17 protein-coding genes and 1 pseudogene are annotated in these 18,563 nt (G+C 69.6%); 4 read left to right on the forward strand and 14 right to left on the reverse strand.

Annotated elements, in window-relative coordinates; translation table 11 throughout:
- Positions 1-111 precede the first annotated feature (111 nt).
- On the reverse strand, positions 112-2,931 hold the full coding sequence (locus ACFVJX_RS29240) for an ADP-ribosyltransferase (RefSeq protein ID WP_385746138.1): 2,820 nt from the start codon (positions 2,929-2,931) through the stop codon (positions 112-114).
- Between the two features lie 254 nt (positions 2,932-3,185).
- A pseudogene (locus tag ACFVJX_RS29245) lies at positions 3,186-3,358 on the reverse strand (AraC family transcriptional regulator); the annotation flags it as partial.
- Positions 3,359-3,582: 224 nt separating this feature from the next.
- Here ACFVJX_RS29245 and coaA point away from each other — a divergent pair.
- On the forward strand, positions 3,583-4,578 hold the full coding sequence (gene coaA, locus ACFVJX_RS29250) for a type I pantothenate kinase (protein ID WP_384123276.1): 996 nt from the start codon (positions 3,583-3,585) through the stop codon (positions 4,576-4,578).
- A 31-nt stretch (positions 4,579-4,609) separates the two neighbouring features.
- Entirely contained in the window at positions 4,610-5,596 is a 987-nt protein-coding gene (locus ACFVJX_RS29255; protein ID WP_384123278.1) for a DUF389 domain-containing protein, read from the forward strand.
- A gap of 66 nt (positions 5,597-5,662) precedes the next feature.
- On the opposite strand, the gene glmM is transcribed toward ACFVJX_RS29255, so the two are convergent.
- The 4 genes from glmM to ACFVJX_RS29275 all read right to left on the reverse strand — a co-directional run bounded on the left by glmM (position 5,663) and on the right by ACFVJX_RS29275 (position 10,119).
- Positions 5,663-7,021, reverse strand: a complete 1,359-nt coding sequence (gene glmM, locus ACFVJX_RS29260; RefSeq protein ID WP_384123280.1) for a phosphoglucosamine mutase — start codon at positions 7,019-7,021, stop codon at positions 5,663-5,665.
- A gap of 165 nt (positions 7,022-7,186) precedes the next feature.
- The gene (gene rpsI / locus ACFVJX_RS29265; protein ID WP_384123282.1) at positions 7,187-7,723 is read right to left on the reverse strand and encodes a 30S ribosomal protein S9; all 537 of its coding nucleotides are present in this window, start codon (positions 7,721-7,723) and stop codon (positions 7,187-7,189) included.
- A gap of 44 nt (positions 7,724-7,767) precedes the next feature.
- Complete coding sequence (gene rplM, locus ACFVJX_RS29270; RefSeq protein WP_024490227.1) at positions 7,768-8,211, reverse strand: 50S ribosomal protein L13; 444 nt, start codon at positions 8,209-8,211, stop codon at positions 7,768-7,770.
- A gap of 288 nt (positions 8,212-8,499) precedes the next feature.
- Positions 8,500-10,119: an ABC-F family ATP-binding cassette domain-containing protein gene (locus tag ACFVJX_RS29275; protein WP_384123284.1), complete on the reverse strand. Its 1,620-nt coding sequence runs from the start codon at positions 10,117-10,119 to the stop codon at positions 8,500-8,502.
- 67 nt (positions 10,120-10,186) lie between these two features.
- Between ACFVJX_RS29275 and ACFVJX_RS29280 the strand changes: the two genes are divergently transcribed.
- Positions 10,187-11,050 (forward strand): hypothetical protein, encoded by an 864-nt coding sequence (locus tag ACFVJX_RS29280; protein ID WP_384123286.1) that lies wholly within the window; start codon positions 10,187-10,189, stop codon positions 11,048-11,050.
- A 93-nt stretch (positions 11,051-11,143) separates the two neighbouring features.
- On the forward strand, positions 11,144-13,009 hold the full coding sequence (locus tag ACFVJX_RS29285; protein ID WP_384123288.1) for a DUF4034 domain-containing protein: 1,866 nt from the start codon (positions 11,144-11,146) through the stop codon (positions 13,007-13,009).
- Positions 13,010-13,036: 27 nt separating this feature from the next.
- On the opposite strand, the gene truA is transcribed toward ACFVJX_RS29285, so the two are convergent.
- The 8 genes from truA to map all read right to left on the reverse strand — a co-directional run bounded on the left by truA (position 13,037) and on the right by map (position 18,372).
- Entirely contained in the window at positions 13,037-13,891 is an 855-nt protein-coding gene (truA, locus tag ACFVJX_RS29290) for a tRNA pseudouridine(38-40) synthase TruA (RefSeq protein WP_384123290.1), read from the reverse strand.
- A gap of 88 nt (positions 13,892-13,979) precedes the next feature.
- A complete protein-coding gene (rplQ, locus tag ACFVJX_RS29295; RefSeq protein WP_384123292.1) occupies positions 13,980-14,483 on the reverse strand; it encodes a 50S ribosomal protein L17 in 504 nt (167 codons plus the stop codon).
- A gap of 248 nt (positions 14,484-14,731) precedes the next feature.
- Positions 14,732-15,754, reverse strand: a complete 1,023-nt coding sequence (locus ACFVJX_RS29300) for a DNA-directed RNA polymerase subunit alpha (RefSeq protein ID WP_024491600.1) — start codon at positions 15,752-15,754, stop codon at positions 14,732-14,734.
- 137 nt (positions 15,755-15,891) lie between these two features.
- Positions 15,892-16,296, reverse strand: coding sequence for a 30S ribosomal protein S11 (gene rpsK, locus ACFVJX_RS29305; RefSeq protein ID WP_003956432.1), 405 nt, complete (start codon positions 16,294-16,296; stop codon positions 15,892-15,894).
- A 105-nt stretch (positions 16,297-16,401) separates the two neighbouring features.
- Positions 16,402-16,782 (reverse strand): 30S ribosomal protein S13, encoded by a 381-nt coding sequence (gene rpsM / locus ACFVJX_RS29310; protein WP_014047799.1) that lies wholly within the window; start codon positions 16,780-16,782, stop codon positions 16,402-16,404.
- 193 nt (positions 16,783-16,975) lie between these two features.
- A complete protein-coding gene (gene rpmJ, locus ACFVJX_RS29315; RefSeq protein ID WP_003956441.1) occupies positions 16,976-17,089 on the reverse strand; it encodes a 50S ribosomal protein L36 in 114 nt (37 codons plus the stop codon).
- Positions 17,090-17,149: 60 nt separating this feature from the next.
- Positions 17,150-17,371 (reverse strand): translation initiation factor IF-1, encoded by a 222-nt coding sequence (gene infA / locus ACFVJX_RS29320; RefSeq protein ID WP_003956442.1) that lies wholly within the window; start codon positions 17,369-17,371, stop codon positions 17,150-17,152.
- 164 nt (positions 17,372-17,535) lie between these two features.
- Complete coding sequence (map, locus tag ACFVJX_RS29325; RefSeq protein ID WP_384123294.1) at positions 17,536-18,372, reverse strand: type I methionyl aminopeptidase; 837 nt, start codon at positions 18,370-18,372, stop codon at positions 17,536-17,538.
- Positions 18,373-18,563: the final 191 nt, after the last annotated feature.

An 18,563-nucleotide genomic window follows, 5' to 3' on the forward strand; every position in this document is an offset into this window, starting at 1 on the left:
GATAAACACATGTACATACCTCCATCTCCACGGCTTACCCTTACAAACAGCCGGGTGGGCGTCGGCGCCGCAGGCTACGGCCCCACACACGTACACGGCACAGGGGACGGCTCAGCCCACCTGCTTCACCTGGATGACCTTGTACTTCTTACCTCCGATGATCTTCGTCGTCTCACCCGTCTTCTCGAACTTGCCGCCGCGCGGGATGAGGACCTCCGACTCCTTGCCCCGGTAGCGGGACAGGTCGTCGATGTTGCGGCCGTTGTCCGTGGTGACTTCCATCAGGACGCTCTCGCCGCCGGTCCGGCCCTTGTTCGCCGAAGCCTCGACGGCACGGTCGGCCTTGGCCGGGTCGCTCGACGTGCTGAGGTATTCGGGCATCTCGACCTGATCACCGCTGTCGAACTGCTTCAGCAGGTCGTCCGGCATGAACGTGCCCCGGTAGAAGGTCCCGTCGACCGGCGGCAGATGATCCAGCGCACGGTCCATGCGCTTGATGAACTCCGGGACCTGCTTACCGCGATTGCCGGAGATCGGATTGCCGCGGAGATAGCTGTTCGCGTCGTCCGCCCAGGAGCCGGTGTAGTCGGCGACGATGAGTGCGTCGTCGGCGGTGAAGTCCTTCGTCAGGGGATTCTTCTTGGCGATCTCCTCGACCTCGTGCGCCCAGCCCTTCTTGTCGCCGGGGCGGAAGTCCGGGATGTCCTTCAGCACGTCCATCGGGTCGGGACCGGTGGGGCAGTCTCCCCCGTCCGGGGCGTCGTCGTCCGGCTCGTCCTCCGGCTGTGTGTCCTCGGGCGGCGACTTCGGCTCGTCGGTGAGTCCGAGCGCGTTACTGACCCTGTCGTCCACGTCCTGGAACGTGTCGATACCGGCGATGGACGACGCCGTGACGGCGGAGATCAGGTCCATGGGATTGGGGGACCCGGAGCCGGCGGCGAACCTGACCCCACGGGCGGGGCCTCCTGCGGAGGCGAGCGTGTACCGCTCGCGGCCGACGCCGCCTGTGGTCACTCCGCCGCGGAAGGCGGCGGAGTTGTCCCGGCACTCGTCCTCGTCGTCGTCATCGTCGTCATCGTCGTCGTCATTGCAGTTCGAGACGAGCGAGATGAGCTTGGGACCGGCACCACCGATGGCCGAGCCACCGCCGGAGACCGTCGGACCACCGGACGAGGAACCACCCGAGGCCGAGGAACCACCGGACGAGGACCCGCCGTCCTCGCAGTCCCCTTCATCGCCACCGGAATCACCACCGGAGGCGCCACCGTTGTTGTTCCCACCGGACTTTCCGCCACTACTGCCACCGGACGAACTGCCACCGGACGAACCGCCACCGACCAGGCCTCCACTGACCAGACCGCCAGTGAGCAAACCGCCGCTGAGCAGACCGCCACTGAGCAGCCCCCCGCTGGAACTCCCGCCGGAGGTTCCTCCACCGGAGCTGCCACCGCTGCTGCCACCACTGCTGGAGTTGTTCCCGCCGGAGTCACTGCCACCGTCGCTGCTGCCACCGTCGCTGCTGCTGCTGCCGGAGTCACCGCCACTGCTGCTGGAACCACCGCTGGAACTGCTACCACCCGAGTCACTGCCACCACTGCTGGAACCGCCACTACCGCTGGAACCACCACTACTGCTGGAGCCGCCACTGGAACTGCTACCACCGGAATCGCTGCCACCACTGCTGGAACCACCACTACCGCTGGAACCACCACTGGAACTGCTACCACCCGAGTCACTGCCACCACTGCTGGAACCACCACTACCGCTGGAACCACCACTACTGCTGGAGCCACCACTGGAACTGCTACCACCGGAATCACTACCACCGGAGTTGTTCCCACCGGACTTCCCACCACTACTGCCACCGGAAACACCCCCAGCACTGACCCCACCATCGGAGTCATCACCACCGGAGTCACTACCACCGCTACTGGAGCCGCCACCGGAACTGCTACCACCGGAATCACTACCACCGGAGTTGTTCCCACCGGACTTCCCACCACTACTGCCACCACTGCCGCTGCCGCTGCCGCTGCCGCTGGCACCGGCGCCACCCGAGTCGTCGTCGCCGTCACCACCGGAGTCGCCGCCGGTGACGACCCCTCCGTCGCTACCGGAATCGCCGCCCGCGCTGCCGCCCGAGTCACCGCCACTGCCACCACTCGCGCTGCCACCGGCACTGTCGCCGCCCGAGTCACCACCGCTGCCACGACTGCCACCGCCGGAGGCGTTACCGCCCGACCCGCCGTCGTCCCCGGCAACGTTGTCACCGGAGCAGTCGCCGCCGCCGAGGCTGCAGACCGCGTCCTGGAGGCGGCCCGTGATCTGGCCCCCTACGCCGCCGAGCGTGAGCGCGCCGATGACGGCCACGACGAGGCAGATCAGACCGAGGTACTCGAACGACGTCTGACCGCGGTTACGCCGCCACGTGATCAGGTGCGGGATCGAGGGGAGCGCCAGTCGGCGGACCCGATCGCGCGTCCAGCGCGGCCTCACCGCCCGCTGCTCCGCGGGGAGTTCGAACCAGGACCGGGTAGCGCTCGCGCTGGTCAGGGCCAGCAGCGCGCCCGGCAGCAGCAGTTGGCTGAGGCCGCGCGTCGAACCCTCGTACAGGTTGACGATGCCGCCGGCCAACAGCCAGACCTGGAGCACGATCAGTCCGACCCAGACCGCTTTCCCGCCGGTCCACAGGAACCGCACCAGAACGGCGGCGGCGATACCCGGCGCGAGCGCGTACACCGCCGCCAGAGTGAGGGTGGGCGTGATGTGACTGCCCAGGTCGAGCAGGGAGTTCAGCACACCGACGCCGCCAAGCAGCGTGAGCCCGAACATGACGTACAGGAGCACCCGCATCGTGACGATCGATCGCGGCAACTCCCAGCGTCGCGTGGGGATGCCGGCCTGAAAAGCCAGGCCGTGTGAGTCCGACAACGGGAAACCCTTCACCAACTACTGAAGAAGTCCGGCCTCCCCCGATCCAGCCGTGACGCTTATGCACGTCACGTTATGTACGCACGAGACCCAATCCGAAGGGCCTGCGGACCCACCACGGGCCCATCGCAGACCCAACTCGGACCCATCGCGCGGCGGAAGCGGACGCCAGACGGTGTTCAACGGGGTGGGACGGAGGCGGTTGCCGAACAGTCGCGGAGGCCGCTGTCGATTCCGTAGTCACGCTCGGTGGGGAACATCGCGCGCTCGACCCCGGCGGCGTTCAGACAGCGGTGGGGCGTCTCGCGAACGTGGCACGGAAGGTGTGCGAGAAACGCGGCGGGGCCACATGGGCGATACGGGCCAGGGCGGGGACGTCCAGCGGTTGCGCGTACGCGCGGTCCATCGCGTCCCGGGCCCGGAGCATCCGGCGGTCGGAGCCCTTCTGCGCCGCGGCTCACCCCGCCGTCACACCACGCCGGGCCGGCTCAGGGCCGGGTGCCGTGCGCGCCCGAGACCCGGCGGACCGGCTGCACGGCGCCACCGGCCTGTCGCACCGTGTGACACGGGCAGCCGCGAAACCCCCCACGTGACCGAGCCCACCCCCCGCCCCACCCCCCACTCCGTTCAAACTCCCGCAACAATGAACGTGTGATCACTTCGCCGACACGGAGCACGAACCGACGCGCCGAGCACGCCGCGACGCCGTACGTCGACCTCTCCCGAGCGGAGTGGAGCGCCCTGCGCGACAAGACTCCGCTGCCGCTGACCGCCGGGGAGGTGGAACGGCTGCGCGGTCTCGGGGACGTCATCGACCTCGACGAGGTGCGGGACGTCTACCTGCCGCTCTCCCGGCTCCTCAACCTGTACGTGCAGGCCACGTCCGGGCTGCGCGGCGCCCTCAACACCTTCCTCGGGGACGCGGGCAACGGGCACGGCGCGCAGCGCGGTACCCCGTTCGTCATAGGGGTCGCGGGCAGTGTCGCGGTCGGCAAGTCCACCAGCGCCCGTATCCTCCAGGCACTGCTGGCCCGCTGGCCCGAGCACCCGCGGGTGGAGCTGGTGACCACGGACGGGTTCCTGCTGCCGATGAAGGAGCTCCACACCCGTGGGCTGATGTCGCGCAAGGGTTTCCCGGAGTCCTACGACCGGCGCGCCCTGACCCGTTTCGTCGCCGACATCAAGGCCGGCAAGGACGAGGTGACGGCCCCCGTCTACTCCCACCTGATCTACGACATCGTGCCCGGTGAACGGCTCACCGTGCGGCGCCCGGACATCCTCATCGTCGAGGGGCTGAACGTGCTCCAGCCCGCACTGCCCGGCAAGGACGGCCGGACCAGGGTGGGGCTCGCCGACTACTTCGACTTCAGTGTGTACGTGGACGCGCGGCCCGAGGACATCGAGACCTGGTACCTCAACCGCTTCCGCAAGCTGCGCGCCACGGCGTTCCAGGACCCGTCCTCGTACTTCCGTAAGTACACCCAGGTCTCCGAGGCGGAGGCGATGGAGTACGCGGCGACGATGTGGCGGACCATCAACAAGCCGAACCTCGTGGAGAACGTCGCGCCGACCCGGGGCCGTGCCACTCTGGTCCTCCGCAAGGGCCCCGACCACAAGGTCCAGCGGCTGTCCCTGCGCAAGCTCTGAGGCCGGGACCCACCCCCCGAGGAGGCCCGTTGTGCTGCATCTGCGCCTGATCGTGCCCGCCGACCGCACGGACGGGGTGGTGGCCCTGCTGGAGCGGACCGTCGGCACCGCCCACCTCGTCGTGATGGCCGCGGTGGCCCGTGACCCGGTGGGTGACGTGGTGATGTGCGACGTGGCGCGGGAGGCGGGCGACGAGCTGATCGGGGCGTTGCGCGGGCTCGGCGTCGACACGTACGGCTCGATCACCGTCGAGGACATGGACCTGACGCTCTCCGAGCGCGCCGACCGGGCGGAGCAGGAGGCACCGGGCGACGGCGCGGACGCGGTGCTGTGGGAGGAGCTGACGGAGGCGACCCACGAGGAGTCGACGTTCAGCGTCACCTATGTGTCGTTCCTCGCGCTCGCGACGATGCTCGCCGCCTGCGGTGTGATGCTCGACAACGCGATCCTGATCGTGGGGGCGATGGCGGTGGGGCCCGAGTTCGGCCCGCTGGCCGGGATCTCCACGGCCCTGGTGCAGCGCGCCCCGCAGCTGGTGTGGCGCTCGCTGCTCGCGCTGGTCGGCGGTTTCGCCGCGGCGATGGTGCTCACGGCCGGTTTCGCCTGGCTGCTGGACGTTCTGGGGCTGTTCGACGCGGGGATGATCGAGGCGGAACGGCCCAATACGGCGTTCGTCTGGCAGCCCGACTGGATGTCGTTCGTGGTGGCGTTCCTCGCGGGCATCGCCGGGACGCTGTCCCTGACCTCGGCGAAGTCCGGGGCGCTGATCGGTGTCGCGATCTCGGTGACGACGGTGCCGGCCGCGGCCAACGCGGCGGTGGCCTTCAGCTACAGCGACTACGCGCAGATGTCCGGTTCCGCGCGGCAGCTGCTGGAGAACCTCGGCGGGATCGTGCTCGCGGGGACGCTGACGCTGCTGCTGCAGAAGGGCCTGTGGCGGGCCGCCCGGCGCCGCCGGGCGGTCGTGCGGCCACCGGCGGCGCCCGCGAGTACGGGCCGGGGCCCCGGTCGGCGCTGAGCCCGCCGGGCATGCGAACGGGGCCGGGCACCCGTGGATCCGCGCGCCCGGCCCCGCCCGTACCGCTTAACCCAGCGCGGACTTCACCACATCGGCCAGCCGGCCGGCCACGGCGCGCGCCTGGTCGATGTCGGCGGCCTCGACCATGACCCGTACCAGCGGTTCGGTGCCCGACTGGCGCAGCAGCACGCGTCCGGTGGCGCCCAGCTCGCGCTCGGCCTCGGCCACGGCGACGGCCAGCTCGGGAGAGGTGGCGACGCGGGACTTGTCGACGTCCGGCACGTTGATGAGCACCTGGGGCAGGCGCTCCATCACCCCGGCCAGATCGGCGAGCGGACGGCCGGTGGCGGCGACCCGGGCCGCCAGCATCAGGCCGGTCAGCGTGCCGTCGCCGGTCGTGGCGTGGTCCAGGACGATGACGTGGCCGGACTGCTCGCCGCCCAGGGCGTAGCCCTCGGCTTTCATCGACTCCAGCACGTAGCGGTCGCCGACGGCGGTCTGGACGAGCTGGATGCCCTCCCGCTCCATCGCGATCTTGAAGCCGAGGTTCGACATCACGGTGCCGACGACGGTGCCCTTGCGGAGCTGTCCGGCGTCACGCATGGCGAGGGCGAGCACGGCCAGGATCTGGTCGCCGTCGATCTCCTCGCCCGCCGCGTCCACGGCCAGGCAGCGGTCCGCGTCGCCGTCGTGGGCGATGCCGAGGTCGGCGCCGTGCTCGACGACGGCGGCCCGCAGCAGCTCCAGGTGGGTGGAACCGCAGCCGTCGTTGATGTTCAGTCCGTCGGGCTCGGCGCCGATCGTGACGATCTCGGCTCCGGCACGGGCGAAGGCCTCGGGCGAGACGCGGGCGGCTGCGCCGTGCGCCTCGTCGAGGACGACCTTCAGGCCGTCGAGCCGGTTGGGCAGTACGCCGATGAGGTGAGCGACGTAACGGTCGAAGCCCTCCGCGTAGTCGCTGATCCGGCCCACGCCCGCGCCGGTGGGACGGGCCCAGGGCTCGCCGGTGCGGTGCTGCTCGTAGACCGTCTCGATGCGGTCCTCCAGCTCGTCGGCGAGCTTGTGGCCGCCGCGGGCGAAGAACTTGACGCCGTTGTCAGGCATGGCGTTGTGGCTCGCCGAGAGCATGACACCGATGTCGGCGCCCAGCGCACCGGTGAGGTAGGCCACGGCGGGGGTCGGCAGCACGCCGACGCGCAGGACGTCGACGCCCGCGCTGGCGAGGCCCGCCACCACTGCGGCCTCCAGGAACTCTCCGGAGGCGCGGGGATCCCGGCCGACCACGGCCGTCGGCCGATGGCCCTCGAAGGTGCCCGCCTCGGCCAGCACGTGCGCCGCAGCGACCGACAGACCGAGCGCGAGCTCGGCCGTCAGATCCGCATTGGCGACACCGCGCACGCCGTCCGTGCCGAAGAGTCGTCCCACTGGTGTCCTCCGAAGGTGCTCCGAAACGCAAAAAATCAGACCAGGCATACAACGGGCCTATGAACGTCTTATGCCGTTATATGCCCGAGGGTGTCAATAAACGAACGCCCCGGCAGCACGAGGTGTGCCGCCGGGGCGAACGAGTAACGCGTATGAGCAGGCGGTTTAGCGCTTGCTGTACTGCGGGGCCTTACGGGCCTTCTTGAGACCGGCCTTCTTGCGCTCGACCGCACGGTCGTCGCGGGAGAGGAAGCCGGCCTTCTTCAGCGTGGCGCGGTTGTTCTCCTCGTCCGCCTCGTTGAGCGAGCGGGCGACGCCGAGACGCAGGGCGCCGGCCTGACCCGAGACGCCGCCACCCGAGATGCGGGCGATGACGTCGTAGCGGTTGTCGAGCTCGAGCACCTTGAAGGGCTCGTTGACTTCCTGCTGGTGCACCTTGTTGGGGAAGTAGTCCTCAAGGGTGCGACCGTTGATCTTCCACTTGCCGGTGCCCGGGACGATCCGGACACGGGCGATGGCGTTCTTGCGCCGGCCGAGGCCGGCCGCCGGCTGCGGGTCGCCGAAGCGGCCCACGAGCGACTCCGAGGTGTACTCGCCCTCGACGGGCACCTCGGACTCGAAGGTGGTCACCTCGGCGAAGGTCTCTTCGCCCTCGGTGACCTCGGTGCCCTCGACGGGCGTCTCTGCAGTGGTCTCGGCCACGATTCTCCTCAGATCTTTCTGTACGTCTTAGGGGGAGGCCGGAACTACTGCGCGACCTGGGTGATCTCGAACGGCACCGGCTGCTGAGCAGCGTGCGGGTGCTGGTCGCCCGCGTACACCTTGAGCTTCGAGATCATCTGGCGACCCAGAGTGTTCTTGGGGATCATGCCCTTGATGGCCTTCTCGACAGCCTTCTCGGGGTTCTTCGCGAGCAGCTCGTCGTAGCGGACGGAGCGCAGACCGCCCGGGAACCCGGAGTGGCGGTAGGCCATCTTCTGGGTCTTCTTGTTGCCGGAGAGGTGAACCTTCTCGGCGTTGATGATGATGACGAAGTCGCCCATGTCCATGTGGGGGGCGTAAATCGCCTTGTGCTTGCCTCGGAGGAGGTTCGCAGCCGTCGTGGCAAGACGGCCCAGGACGATGTCCTCGGCGTCAATGATGTGCCACTGGCGAGTGACATCGCCGGGCTTGGGGCTGTACGTACGCACTTCGTAGCCTTCGCTTCTTCAGTGGATGGGTCCAGACACACGGCACCTCTGAAGCGATATGCAGCTGGGGCTCACAATGCCGGGGACGCTGCCCGTATGCGAGCCACTGGTAACTGCTCCAGAGAACCTACGTAAGGGCCCTTCGCGTGAGAACGACGAAGCCAATACGTATAACAATCGTCGACAGTACCCGCCCCGCCCCGGACGGGTCAAAACGCGCAGCTTCCGGCCGGACGGGCACGCGGGGTTCCCGGTCCCCCGCCCCAGGAACCCCGCACCCGCGAGACCTCACCGGGCCCGCGACACCCGCCGCTCGTCCCACACCGGCTCCGTCGTCTCCCGGACGATCCCGTCGGACCCGAAGACCAGATACCGGTCGAAGGACTTCGCGAACCACCGGTCGTGCGTGACGGCCATCACCGTCCCGTCGTACACCTCGAGGCCGTCCTGGAGGGCCTCCGCGGACTCCAGGTCCAGGTTGTCCGTCGGCTCGTCCAGCAGCAGCGCCGTCGTGCCGGACAGCTCCAGGAGCAGGATCTGGAACCGCGCCTGCTGCCCACCGGACAGCTTCTCGAACGGCTGGTCCCCCTGCCGTTCCAGCTCGTACCGCCGCAGCACCGACATCGCCCCGCCCCGGTCCTTGGCCTGCTCCGTCCACAGGATCTCGACGAGCGTCCTGCCGAGCAGCTCCGGGTGGGCGTGGGTCTGCGCGAAGTGGCCCGGAACCACCCGCGCTCCGAGCTTCCACTCCCCCGTGTGGGCCACCTGCTCACCGGCCAGCAGCCGCAGGAAGTGCGACTTCCCCGACCCGTTCGACCCGAGGACGGCGACCCGCTCCCCGTAGAAGATCTCCAGGTCGAACGGCTTCATCAGCCCGGTCAGCTCCAGGTTCTTGCAGGTCACGGCCCGCACCCCGGTCCGGCCGCCGCGCAGCCGCATCCTGATGTCCTGCTCGCGCGGCGGCTCCGGCGGCGGCCCCGCGTCCTCGAACTTCTTGAAGCGGGTCTGCATCGCGTGGTAGCGGTTCGCCATGTCGGGGCTGTTCGCCGCCTGCTGCCGCAGCCGCAGGACGAGCGCCTTCAGCCGCGCGTGCTCCTCCTGCCAGCGGCGCAGCAGTTCCTCGAAGCGCGCGAACCGTTCCTTGCGGGCCTGGTGGTACGTACCGAATCCACCGCCGTGCACCCACACGTCGCTGCCGGCCGGGCTGGGCTCCACGCTGACGATCTTCTCGGCGGCCCGGGAGAGCAGCTCACGGTCGTGGGAGACGAAGAGGACCGTCTTACGGGTCTCCTTGAGCTTCTCCTCCAGCCACCGCTTGCCGGGTACGTCCAGATAGTTGTCCGGCTCGTCGAGCAGCAGCACCTCGTCGGGCCCGCGCAGCAGGGCCTCCAGCACCAGCCGCTTCTGCTCGCCTCCGGACAGCGTGCGCACCTCGCGCCACTGCGCCTTCTCGTACGGGACGCCCAGCGCGGCCATCGTGCACATGTCCCAGACCGTCTCGGCCTCGTACCCGCGCACCTCCGCCCAGTCGCTGAGCGCCTGCGCGTACTTCATCTGCGCGGACTCGTCGTCGACCGTGAGGATCAGCTCCTCGGCCCGGTCGACGGCCTGCGCCGCTTCGCGGATACGCGGCTGGGCCACGGAGACCAGCAGGTCACGCACCGTGCGCTCGTCACGCACCGAACCCACGAACTGCCGCATCACCCCGAGCCCGCCACTCACCGACACCGAGCCGCCGTGCGGCTGGAGCTCGCCCGCGATCAGGCGGAGCAGCGTGGTCTTCCCGGCACCGTTCGCCCCGACGAGGGCGACCACCGCACCGTCCGCGACGCGGAACGAAGCATCGCCGAGCAGCACCCGCCCGTCCGGTAGGTAGTACTCGAGATGGCCTGCTTCAAGATGTCCCATAGACAGCATTGTCACGGCCAGCGAAGCCCTGGCCCAACCGGTTTGTGTTGCGTCTAGGATTCGCGGCATGAGCTTTGGGCAAGGGGGGCCCTCCTGGGGGCCGGTGGGGCCGGGGGACAACGGGACTCCGGACTGGGCAGCGATGGCCGAGGCGTCCGCGGCACGGGCCAGGCGCAAGAAGTGGCTGATGATCGGCGGGGGTGCGCTGGCCACCGCCGCCGTGGCCGCGATCGTGGCCACCGCCGTCATCTCGACGCACAAGGACGACACCGCCGCGTCCGGCGGGAAGGACGCGAGCCAACTGCCGTCGGCGACCGACCTGCCGAGTGAGACCGCCGAGCCGGAGCCGTCGTTCTCCTCGGTCGCGCCGCCGCCACCGCCGGATCCCAAGGACTACATATCCGACGTGAAGAAGGACCGGGCACCGGTCACGATCGACTCCTTCTTCCCCGGCAAGCAGCTCAAGATGGGCGACCGCGTCTACGCCAAGGGCGCCACGCACCGCACCACGCAGTGCGCCACCACCACCCAGGGCGCGCTCGGCCAGGTCCTCGCGAACAACGGCTGCGACCAGGTCATCCGCGCCACGTACAGCCGCGACGGGGTGGCCGTGACCATCGGCCTCGCGGTGTTCGAGACCGAGGCCCAGGCCAAGAAGACCGTGGAGCAGGCCGGCGGCGGCCTGGCCTCGCTGAGCGGCTCGGGTGTGCCGACGTTCTGCCGCAACGGAACCTTCTGCCGCCGCACGGCCAACTCCTACGGCCGGTACGCCTACTTCACGGTCGGCGGCTTCACCAGCGGGAAGAACGTCACCAAGTCCGACAAGAACGTGTTCGCCGTCGGTGACGACCTGACGAACTTCACGTTCCGCCAGATCCGTCACCGCGGCGAGGTCCAGGCCTCGGCCGCGGCCACCGCCTCCACCACCTGACCTGCCGGGACGCGGTCCCGCCCGCGTCCCGGCCCGTCCCTTCACCTCTTCGATCCGTTCCCAGTCACCTCTTCCGGATGGGGGCCCCGCGCCGTGCGCCCTGCCACCGTGGTCGCCTTCCTGCGCGTCCTGCGCCACCGCGATGCAGTCGGTACCGACCTCGCGCCCGACGAGGCCGTGGTCCTGGACCCGCCGGACGCCACGCTGCGCGCCGCCGTCGCCGCGGCCGTGGCCGGTGACCACGCACCGGCCGCCGAACTGCTGGCCCCGACCCGGGCGCACGCGCAGTGGGAGCGCCGGGACGCGTACGTGAGCCGGCTGGCCCGGACCGCGCTGCACCACGAGGGCTGGCTGGAGAACTGGCTCCAGGAGTCGCCCCGGGACCCGGACGCCCTCCTCGTGAAGGCCGACTTCCACCTCCACCGGGCCTGGCGGGTGCGGACGGACGCCCGCGCCAAGGACGTGGAGCAGGACCAGTTCCAGGCCTTCTTCGCACTCCTGGAGGACGCCGCACCGGTGATCGGCGTCGCGGCCGAGGCCAACCTCGCCGACCCCGTCCCCTGGCGCATCGCCCTCACGCACGCCCGCGGTATCCAGGCCCCGCGCGAGGTCTTCGACGCCTATCTCGCCGAGGCGAACGCCCGCGATCCGCACCACTCCGGCTGCCACGAGCAGGCCCTGCAGTACCTGTGCGCCAAGTGGTACGGCTCGCACGAGGAGATGTTCCGGTACGCGGAGCAGGTGGCGGCCTCGGCCCCGCCCGGGTCCAAGCTGCACGCCCTGCCGCTCCGGGCGGCCCTGGAGCACCAGCTCTCCGAGACCGACGACACAGGCACCCCCGGTCCGTACGGGACCCGGACGGCGGCGGCGCTCACCCGGGCCCTCGGCCTCTCCTCCATCTACCGCGCGGGCGACCGCGAGGCGGCCGGCTTCCGCAACGAGCTGGCCCTGATGCTGATCGTGGCGGACCGGCCTGCCGAGGCCCTCGACACGTTCCGGGCCATCGGCGCCCACGCCACAGAGTTCCCCTGGTCCCGGTTCGGCGACCCCCGCGCCGGATTCCTCCAGGCCCGCTCGGACGTCCGGCACGACCTCGCCGCACGGATCCCGTTCTTCGGACGCCCGCCCGAGCCGCCCGTGACCGACGCCCCGGACTGGACGGAGCTGACGCCGCGCGCGGTGGCGATCGTCGCCGCTCCCCCGGCCGAGGTCGCCCAGGCCGCCCTGCTCAGCGGCTTCTCGCTGCGCACGGCCCCGGCCGGCGAGGGCTCCAGCTATGTCGAGCTGGTCCCGGAGACCACCCGCGGAAGACGCACGGCACTGGTCCCCGACGAACCCCTGACGTCGGCCGCCGAGACCATCACGACCGGCGAGAGCTGGCCGGCCCTGGTCCTGCACCGCGCCCCCGGCCGCAGCAGCGTCACCGTCCTCCACCGCGGCCGGCCACGCGCCACGCACACCTGGGACACCGAGTCACCCGCCCCCGGCCACGCGGAGGTCCTGGCCACCGCACAGAGCCTCGCGCAGCTGTACCGGCGGGCCGACCCGCGCCCGCTGGCCCACATCCTGCGCTCCACGGGCGACCCGGCCGGGCACCAGGAGGGCCTGGTGACGGCGCTCGGCCTGCCGCCCGTACCGTCCGGCTTCGGCGGGGAGACCGAGATACTCGGCTCGCTCCCCGGGGCGAGGGTGCTGGCCCGGCGCGGGCTCCTGGCCGGGATGCGCGACACGGTGTCCACGGCCGGCGGCGGCCAACCGCCCGAGCCGTACGTCCCGCGCGGGCCCCGCTGGTGGCTCTACCGGATCCTGATGCTGCTGGTCCTCGCGCCCGCCGCGGTCTTCGCCTGGTGGAGCCCGCAGATCGGCTGGTTCCGCTCGACGCTGCTGAGCGGGGCGGCGCTGCACGTGGCGGTGGTGCTGACGGGCGCGGTGCGGCGGCGCGGGCGCAGCACCGCCTGACCCGCCGTCCGGCCGGGCCGGGCCCGCTCAGCAGCAGCCGGCCCCCGGCAACGTCCGTACGTTACGGGCCTCCACGGCCCTCGCCGCCAGCAACTCGTCGGCCGGGTAGGCGACCTCCTCCAGCGTCAGCCCGTGCGGCCGCACCACATGCACCCCGGGGTCGCGCACCCGGGCCGCCAGCACCTCGGCGGGCCAAGCGGCCGGACGCCGCCCGTCCCCCACGAACAGCGCGGCGCCAATCAGCGCCCGCACCATGTTGTGGCAGAACGCGTCGGCCTGCACGGTCGCCGTCATCACACCCGATGCCTCGTCCCGCACCCAACTCAGCTTCTGCAGGGTGCGGATGGTCGTCGCGCCCTCACGCTTCTTGCAGTACGCGGCGAAGTCGTGCTCCCCGGTCATCGGCGCCGCCGCCTCGTTCATCGCGTCCACGTCCAACGGCCGGTCGTGCCACAGGACATGACCCCGCACCAGCGGATCCACCCCGCCAGGACGGTCCGCCACCCGGTACGCGTACCGGCGCCACAACGCGGAGAAGCGGGCGTTGAACCCGGCCGGCGCCGCCTCGATCCGCATGATCCGCACATCGGGCGTCATCCGCCCGGCCATCCGCCGCAGCAGCTTCTCCGCGTGCTCGGCCCACACCTCGGCCGGCAGATCCACGTGCGCGACCTGGCCACGCGCGTGCACCCCGGCATCGGTGCGCCCTGCCACGGTCAGGTCGTACGTCCGCGAGGAACGGGTCACGGTGCGCAGGGCGTCCTCGATCTCCCCCTGGACGGTCCGCCGGCTGGTCTGCTTCGCCCAGCCCGAGAAGTCCTTGCCGTCGTACGCCAGGTCCAGCCGCACCCGAACGAACCCGGGCTCCACTACGTCACTCACCAGCGATCCTCTCAAGATCCGTACACAGCAGAACGGGCCCGCACCGCCCCGAAGGGTGGTGCGGGCCCGTCCAGAGGTCTCAGAACGCTCAGGCGTCCTTCGACTCCTCGTCGGCCTCGGCCGGCTTGGCGTCCTCGACGGACTCGACCGGGGTCTCGTCCTTCTTGAGGGCGTCTTCCTTGACCGCACGCTTCGTGGCGGCCTCGGCCTCACCGGTGGCAGCCTGCGCCACGGTCAGGGCCTCGACCAGCTCGATGACGGCCATCGGGGCGTTGTCGCCACGACGGTTGCCGATCTTGGTGATGCGGGTGTAACCACCGGGGCGGTTCTCGTACCGCGGGGCGATCTCGGTGAAGAGCGTGTGGACGACGCCCTTGTCCGTGATCGACTGCAGCACCAGGCGACGGTTGTGGATGTCGCCCTTCTTCGCCTTGGTGATGAAACGCTCGGCGACCGGACGCAGGCGGCGGGCCTTGGCCTCGGTCGTGGTGATGCGGCCGTGCTCGAACAGCGACTTCGCGAGGTTGTTGAGAAGAAGCTTCTCGTGCGCAGCGCTGCCGCCCAGACGGGCACCCTTGGCGGGCTGAGGCATGGTTTTTCTCCTTGTGTGCTGCACCGGCCGTATCAGGTACCGGTGTCAGTTCCCGTGCGGCGGTCGCCACACGGAAGTCCTAAGAGCCTTGAGCCCGTCATCGGACGGAAGCCCGAATCCAAGCCCTTACGGCCGTTGAGCGAAGCCCTCGCGTACGGGACGCAATCGGGCCCGTACGGCGATCGAGGACAGAGCCCTCGCCCGGTCCGGGGCGCCCGTCAGGGACAGGCACCCCAGCCGGAGGCGACTCAGTACTGCTCGGTCTCCACGAAACCGGCGTCCGCGTCGTCGTCCGCGCCGAAGGCATCGGCGGCGGCCGTCGGGTCGAACCCGGGAGGCGAGTCCTTCAGCGCCAGGCCCATACCGGCCAGCTTCGCCTTGACCTCGTCGATCGACTTCGCACCGAAGTTGCGGATGTCGAGCAGGTCGGCCTCGGAACGGGCCACGAGCTCACCCACGGAGTGGATGCCCTCGCGCTTGAGGCAGTTGTACGAGCGGACCGTGAGCTCGAGCTCCTCGATCGGCAGCGCCAGATCGGCGGCGAGCGCCGCGTCCGTCGGCGACGGGCCCATGTCGATGCCCTCGGCGTCGATGTTGAGCTCGCGCGCCAGACCGAACAGCTCGACCAGGGTCTTACCGGCCGACGCCATGGCGTCACGCGGACGCATGGCCTGCTTGGTCTCGACGTCGACGATCAGCTTGTCGAAGTCGGTGCGCTGCTCGACACGGGTCGCCTCGACCTTGTACGTGACCTTGAGCACCGGCGAGTAGATGGAGTCGACCGGAATCCGGCCGATCTCCTGGCCCACCTGCTTGTTCTGGACGGCGGAGACGTAGCCGCGACCGCGCTCGACGGTCAGCTCCATCTCCAGCTTGCCCTTGCCGTTAAGCGTCGCCATGACGAGGTCCGGGTTGTGGACCTCGACACCGGCCGGCGGGGCGATGTCAGCAGCGGTGACCAGGCCGGGACCCTGCTTGCGCAGGTACATCACGACCGGCTCGTCGTGCTCCGAGGAGACGACCAGCTGCTTGATGTTGAGGATGAGGTCGGTGACGTCCTCCTTGACGCCCGGCACGGTGGTGAACTCGTGCAGGACACCGTCGATCCGGATGCTGGTGACAGCCGCGCCCGGGATCGAGGAGAGGAGCGTACGGCGAAGAGAGTTACCGAGCGTGTAGCCGAAGCCCGGCTCCAGCGGCTCGATGACGAACCGCGAACGGAACTCGTCAACGACCTCTTCGGTCAGCGACGGACGCTGAGCGATAAGCATGTGTGAATCCTTCAGTCGTGGGCGCCCACTATTTGACGCCCGACAGATGAAACAAGGATACGGGCGGCACACCCCCGTAGGGGGCATACCGCCCGTACCCACGCTACTGACGCACGACCGTCACCGGCCGTGACGGATCAGACGCGGCGACGCTTCGGCGGACGGCAGCCGTTGTGCGGCGTCGGGGTGACGTCCTGGATCGAACCGACCTCGAGGCCCGTGGCCTGGAGGGAACGGATCGCGGTCTCGCGGCCGGAGCCCGGACCCTTCACGAAGACGTCGACCTTGCGCATGCCGTGCTCCTGCGCGCGGCGGGCGGCCGACTCGGCGGCCATCTGCGCGGCGAAGGGGGTGGACTTGCGCGAGCCCTTGAAGCCGACGTGGCCGGCGGAGGCCCAGGAGATCACGTTGCCCGAGGGGTCCGTGATCGAGACGATGGTGTTGTTGAACGTGCTCTTGATGTGCGCGTGGCCGTGAGCGACGTTCTTCTTTTCCTTGCGACGCACCTTCTTGGCTGCGCCCTGACGACCCTTGGGGGGCATGTCTTTACTCCAGATGGAGAGGGGAGGTGATCGGTCCTACAGCGAAGACCGCTGGATGCTGCGGATGCCCGGTGGACCGGACGTTCGCAGTGCGTCCGCTGAGGACTACTTCTTGCCCGGCTTCTTCTTACCGGCGATCGCGCGACGCGGGCCCTTGCGGGTACGCGCGTTCGTGCTGGTGCGCTGGCCGTGCACCGGCAGACCACGGCGGTGACGAATGCCCTGGTAGCAGCCGATCTCGATCTTGCGGCGGATGTCGCCCTGGATCTCGCGGCGGAGGTCACCCTCGGTGCGCAGGTTGGCGTCCACGTACTCGCGGATCTTGACCAGGTCCTCTTCGGCCAGGTCACGAACGCGGGTGTTGGGGTTCACGCCGGTGGTGGCGAGGATCTCCTTGGACCGGGTGCGCCCGATACCGAAGACGTAGGTGAGGGCAACCTCCACGCGCTTTTCGCGCGGGATGTCAACACCTGAAACGCGTGCCATTCAATGGCTCCAGTTGTTATTTCGGGGGTCTTCCGCAGGGCCACTCCCGACCGCCGACCTCTCGCTGGGAGAGGTGGTACGCCCGGGTCTCCGGCCCCCGCCGGAGGTGTCGTCAGCCGTGGCTTGGACGGGCTCTGCGTATGTACGTTTTCGTGCGTCGCGCGAAGTACTGCGAGATGCAGGGGGTCGTGCGTCAGCCCTGGCGCTGCTTGTGGCGCAGGTTGTCGCAGATGACCATGACCCGACCGTGACGGCGGATCACCTTGCACTTGTCGCAGATCTTCTTGACGCTCGGCTTGACCTTCATGGGATGTCAGGTTCTCCGGGTCAGTGCCAGCACCCCGCCGAAGCGGAATGTGGGCAAGATCTACTTGTAGCGGTAGACGATCCGGCCACGCGTCAGGTCGTACGGAGAGAGCTCCACGACGACCCGGTCGTCCGGGAGGATACGGATGTAGTGCATCCGCATCTTGCCGGAGATGTGCGCGAGGACCTTGTGACCGTTCTGGAGTTCCACCTTGAACATGGCGTTCGGGAGGGACTCGATCACGGTGCCCTCAATTTCGATGGCACCTTGCTTCTTGGCCACGCTTCGCCTTTCGAATCGGCTACCTTGATCGACTGTCGCTCACCGTATGCGGACACACGGATGCACGAGAGCCGACGAGTCAGTCTACGTCAGCGGACTCCAAAAGACGAATCCGTCAAGTTTGCCCACCGCGGGAGATCCTTAGACCTCCCGGTGGCCCCGAATCACCCCAGAGGGTCGGGTGCCGCCTCAATGCCGTACTGCGCGAGCTTCTCCCGGCCGCAGTCCGGTGCGGTCAGCACCAGCGGACCCTGCTCCGTGAGGGCGATGGAGTGCTCCCAGTGGGAGGACCGGCTGCCGTCGGTCGTGATGACGGTCCACTCGTCGGCCAGCACCTCGGTGCGGGCCGTGCCGAGGGAGACCATCGGCTCGATGGCCAGGCAGACCCCGGGCACCAGCTTGATGCCCTTGCCGCGCTTGCGGGAGACGTAGTTCAGCAGGTGCGGGTCCATGTGCATCTCGGTACCGATGCCGTGGCCGCCGTAGTCCTCGACGATCCCGTACTTGCCGGTCGACGGCCGGGGCTGGCGGCGGATGTAGGACTCGATCGCCTTGGAGATGTCGACGAGGCGGTTGTTCACCTTCATCGCGGCGATGCCGGCCCACATCGACTCCTCGGTCACCCGGGAGAGCTCGACGAGCTCCGGAGCGTGACCGGTGCCGACGAAGGCCGTGTAGGCGGCGTCGCCGTGCCAGCCGTCGATGATCGCGCCGGCGTCGATGGAGATGATGTCGCCGTCCTTGAGGACGGTCTTCTCGTCCGGGATGCCGTGCACGACGACCTCGTTGACCGAGGTGCAGATCGTCGCGGGGAATCCGCCGTAACCGAGGAAGTTCGACTTCGCGCCGTGGTCGGCGATCACCTTGCGTGCGACCTGGTCCAGGTCGTGCGTGGTGGCGCCGGGTACCGCGGCCTCTCGGGTCGCCGCGTGAATGGCAGCGACCACCAGCCCCGCCTCACGCATCTTCGCGATCTGCTCGGGGGTCTTGATCTGCACCATTGCGCGGCGCCTTTCTGCATGGACGGTGACGGCTGCGGTGTACCCAACGATACGACCGCAAACAGTCGGGGGCGGCGGCCCCGGGGCCCGCGGCCCCCGGGCCCAGGGAAGGGGGGGGGGGGGTGAGCCCGCCGCGGGCGTGTTTTGCGGGGCCCAGGCCCGCCCGCGCACCAAGGGGTCCGAGAGGAGGG

Source organism: Streptomyces sp. NPDC127177, assembly GCF_042672475.1.
Taxonomy (GTDB): Bacteria; Actinomycetota; Actinomycetes; order Streptomycetales; family Streptomycetaceae; genus Streptomyces.

Bases quoted from the DNA above. Each gene is read 5' to 3' on its own strand.
- rpsM (WP_014047799.1), bottom strand. From the start codon at position 16,782: ATGGCACGCGTTTCAGGTGTTGACATCCCGCGCGAAAAGCGCGTGGAG.
- ACFVJX_RS29275 (WP_384123284.1), bottom strand. From the start codon at position 10,119: ATGGGACATCTTGAAGCAGGCCATCTCGAGTACTACCTACCGGACGGG.
- rplQ (WP_384123292.1), bottom strand. From the start codon at position 14,483: ATGCCTCAGCCCGCCAAGGGTGCCCGTCTGGGCGGCAGCGCTGCGCAC.
- map (WP_384123294.1), bottom strand. From the start codon at position 18,372: ATGGTGCAGATCAAGACCCCCGAGCAGATCGCGAAGATGCGTGAGGCG.
- ACFVJX_RS29300 (WP_024491600.1), bottom strand. From the start codon at position 15,754: ATGCTTATCGCTCAGCGTCCGTCGCTGACCGAAGAGGTCGTTGACGAG.
- ACFVJX_RS29280 (WP_384123286.1), top strand. From the start codon at position 10,187: ATGAGCTTTGGGCAAGGGGGGCCCTCCTGGGGGCCGGTGGGGCCGGGG.
- rpmJ (WP_003956441.1), bottom strand. From the start codon at position 17,089: ATGAAGGTCAAGCCGAGCGTCAAGAAGATCTGCGACAAGTGCAAGGTG.
- rpsK (WP_003956432.1), bottom strand. From the start codon at position 16,296: ATGCCCCCCAAGGGTCGTCAGGGCGCAGCCAAGAAGGTGCGTCGCAAG.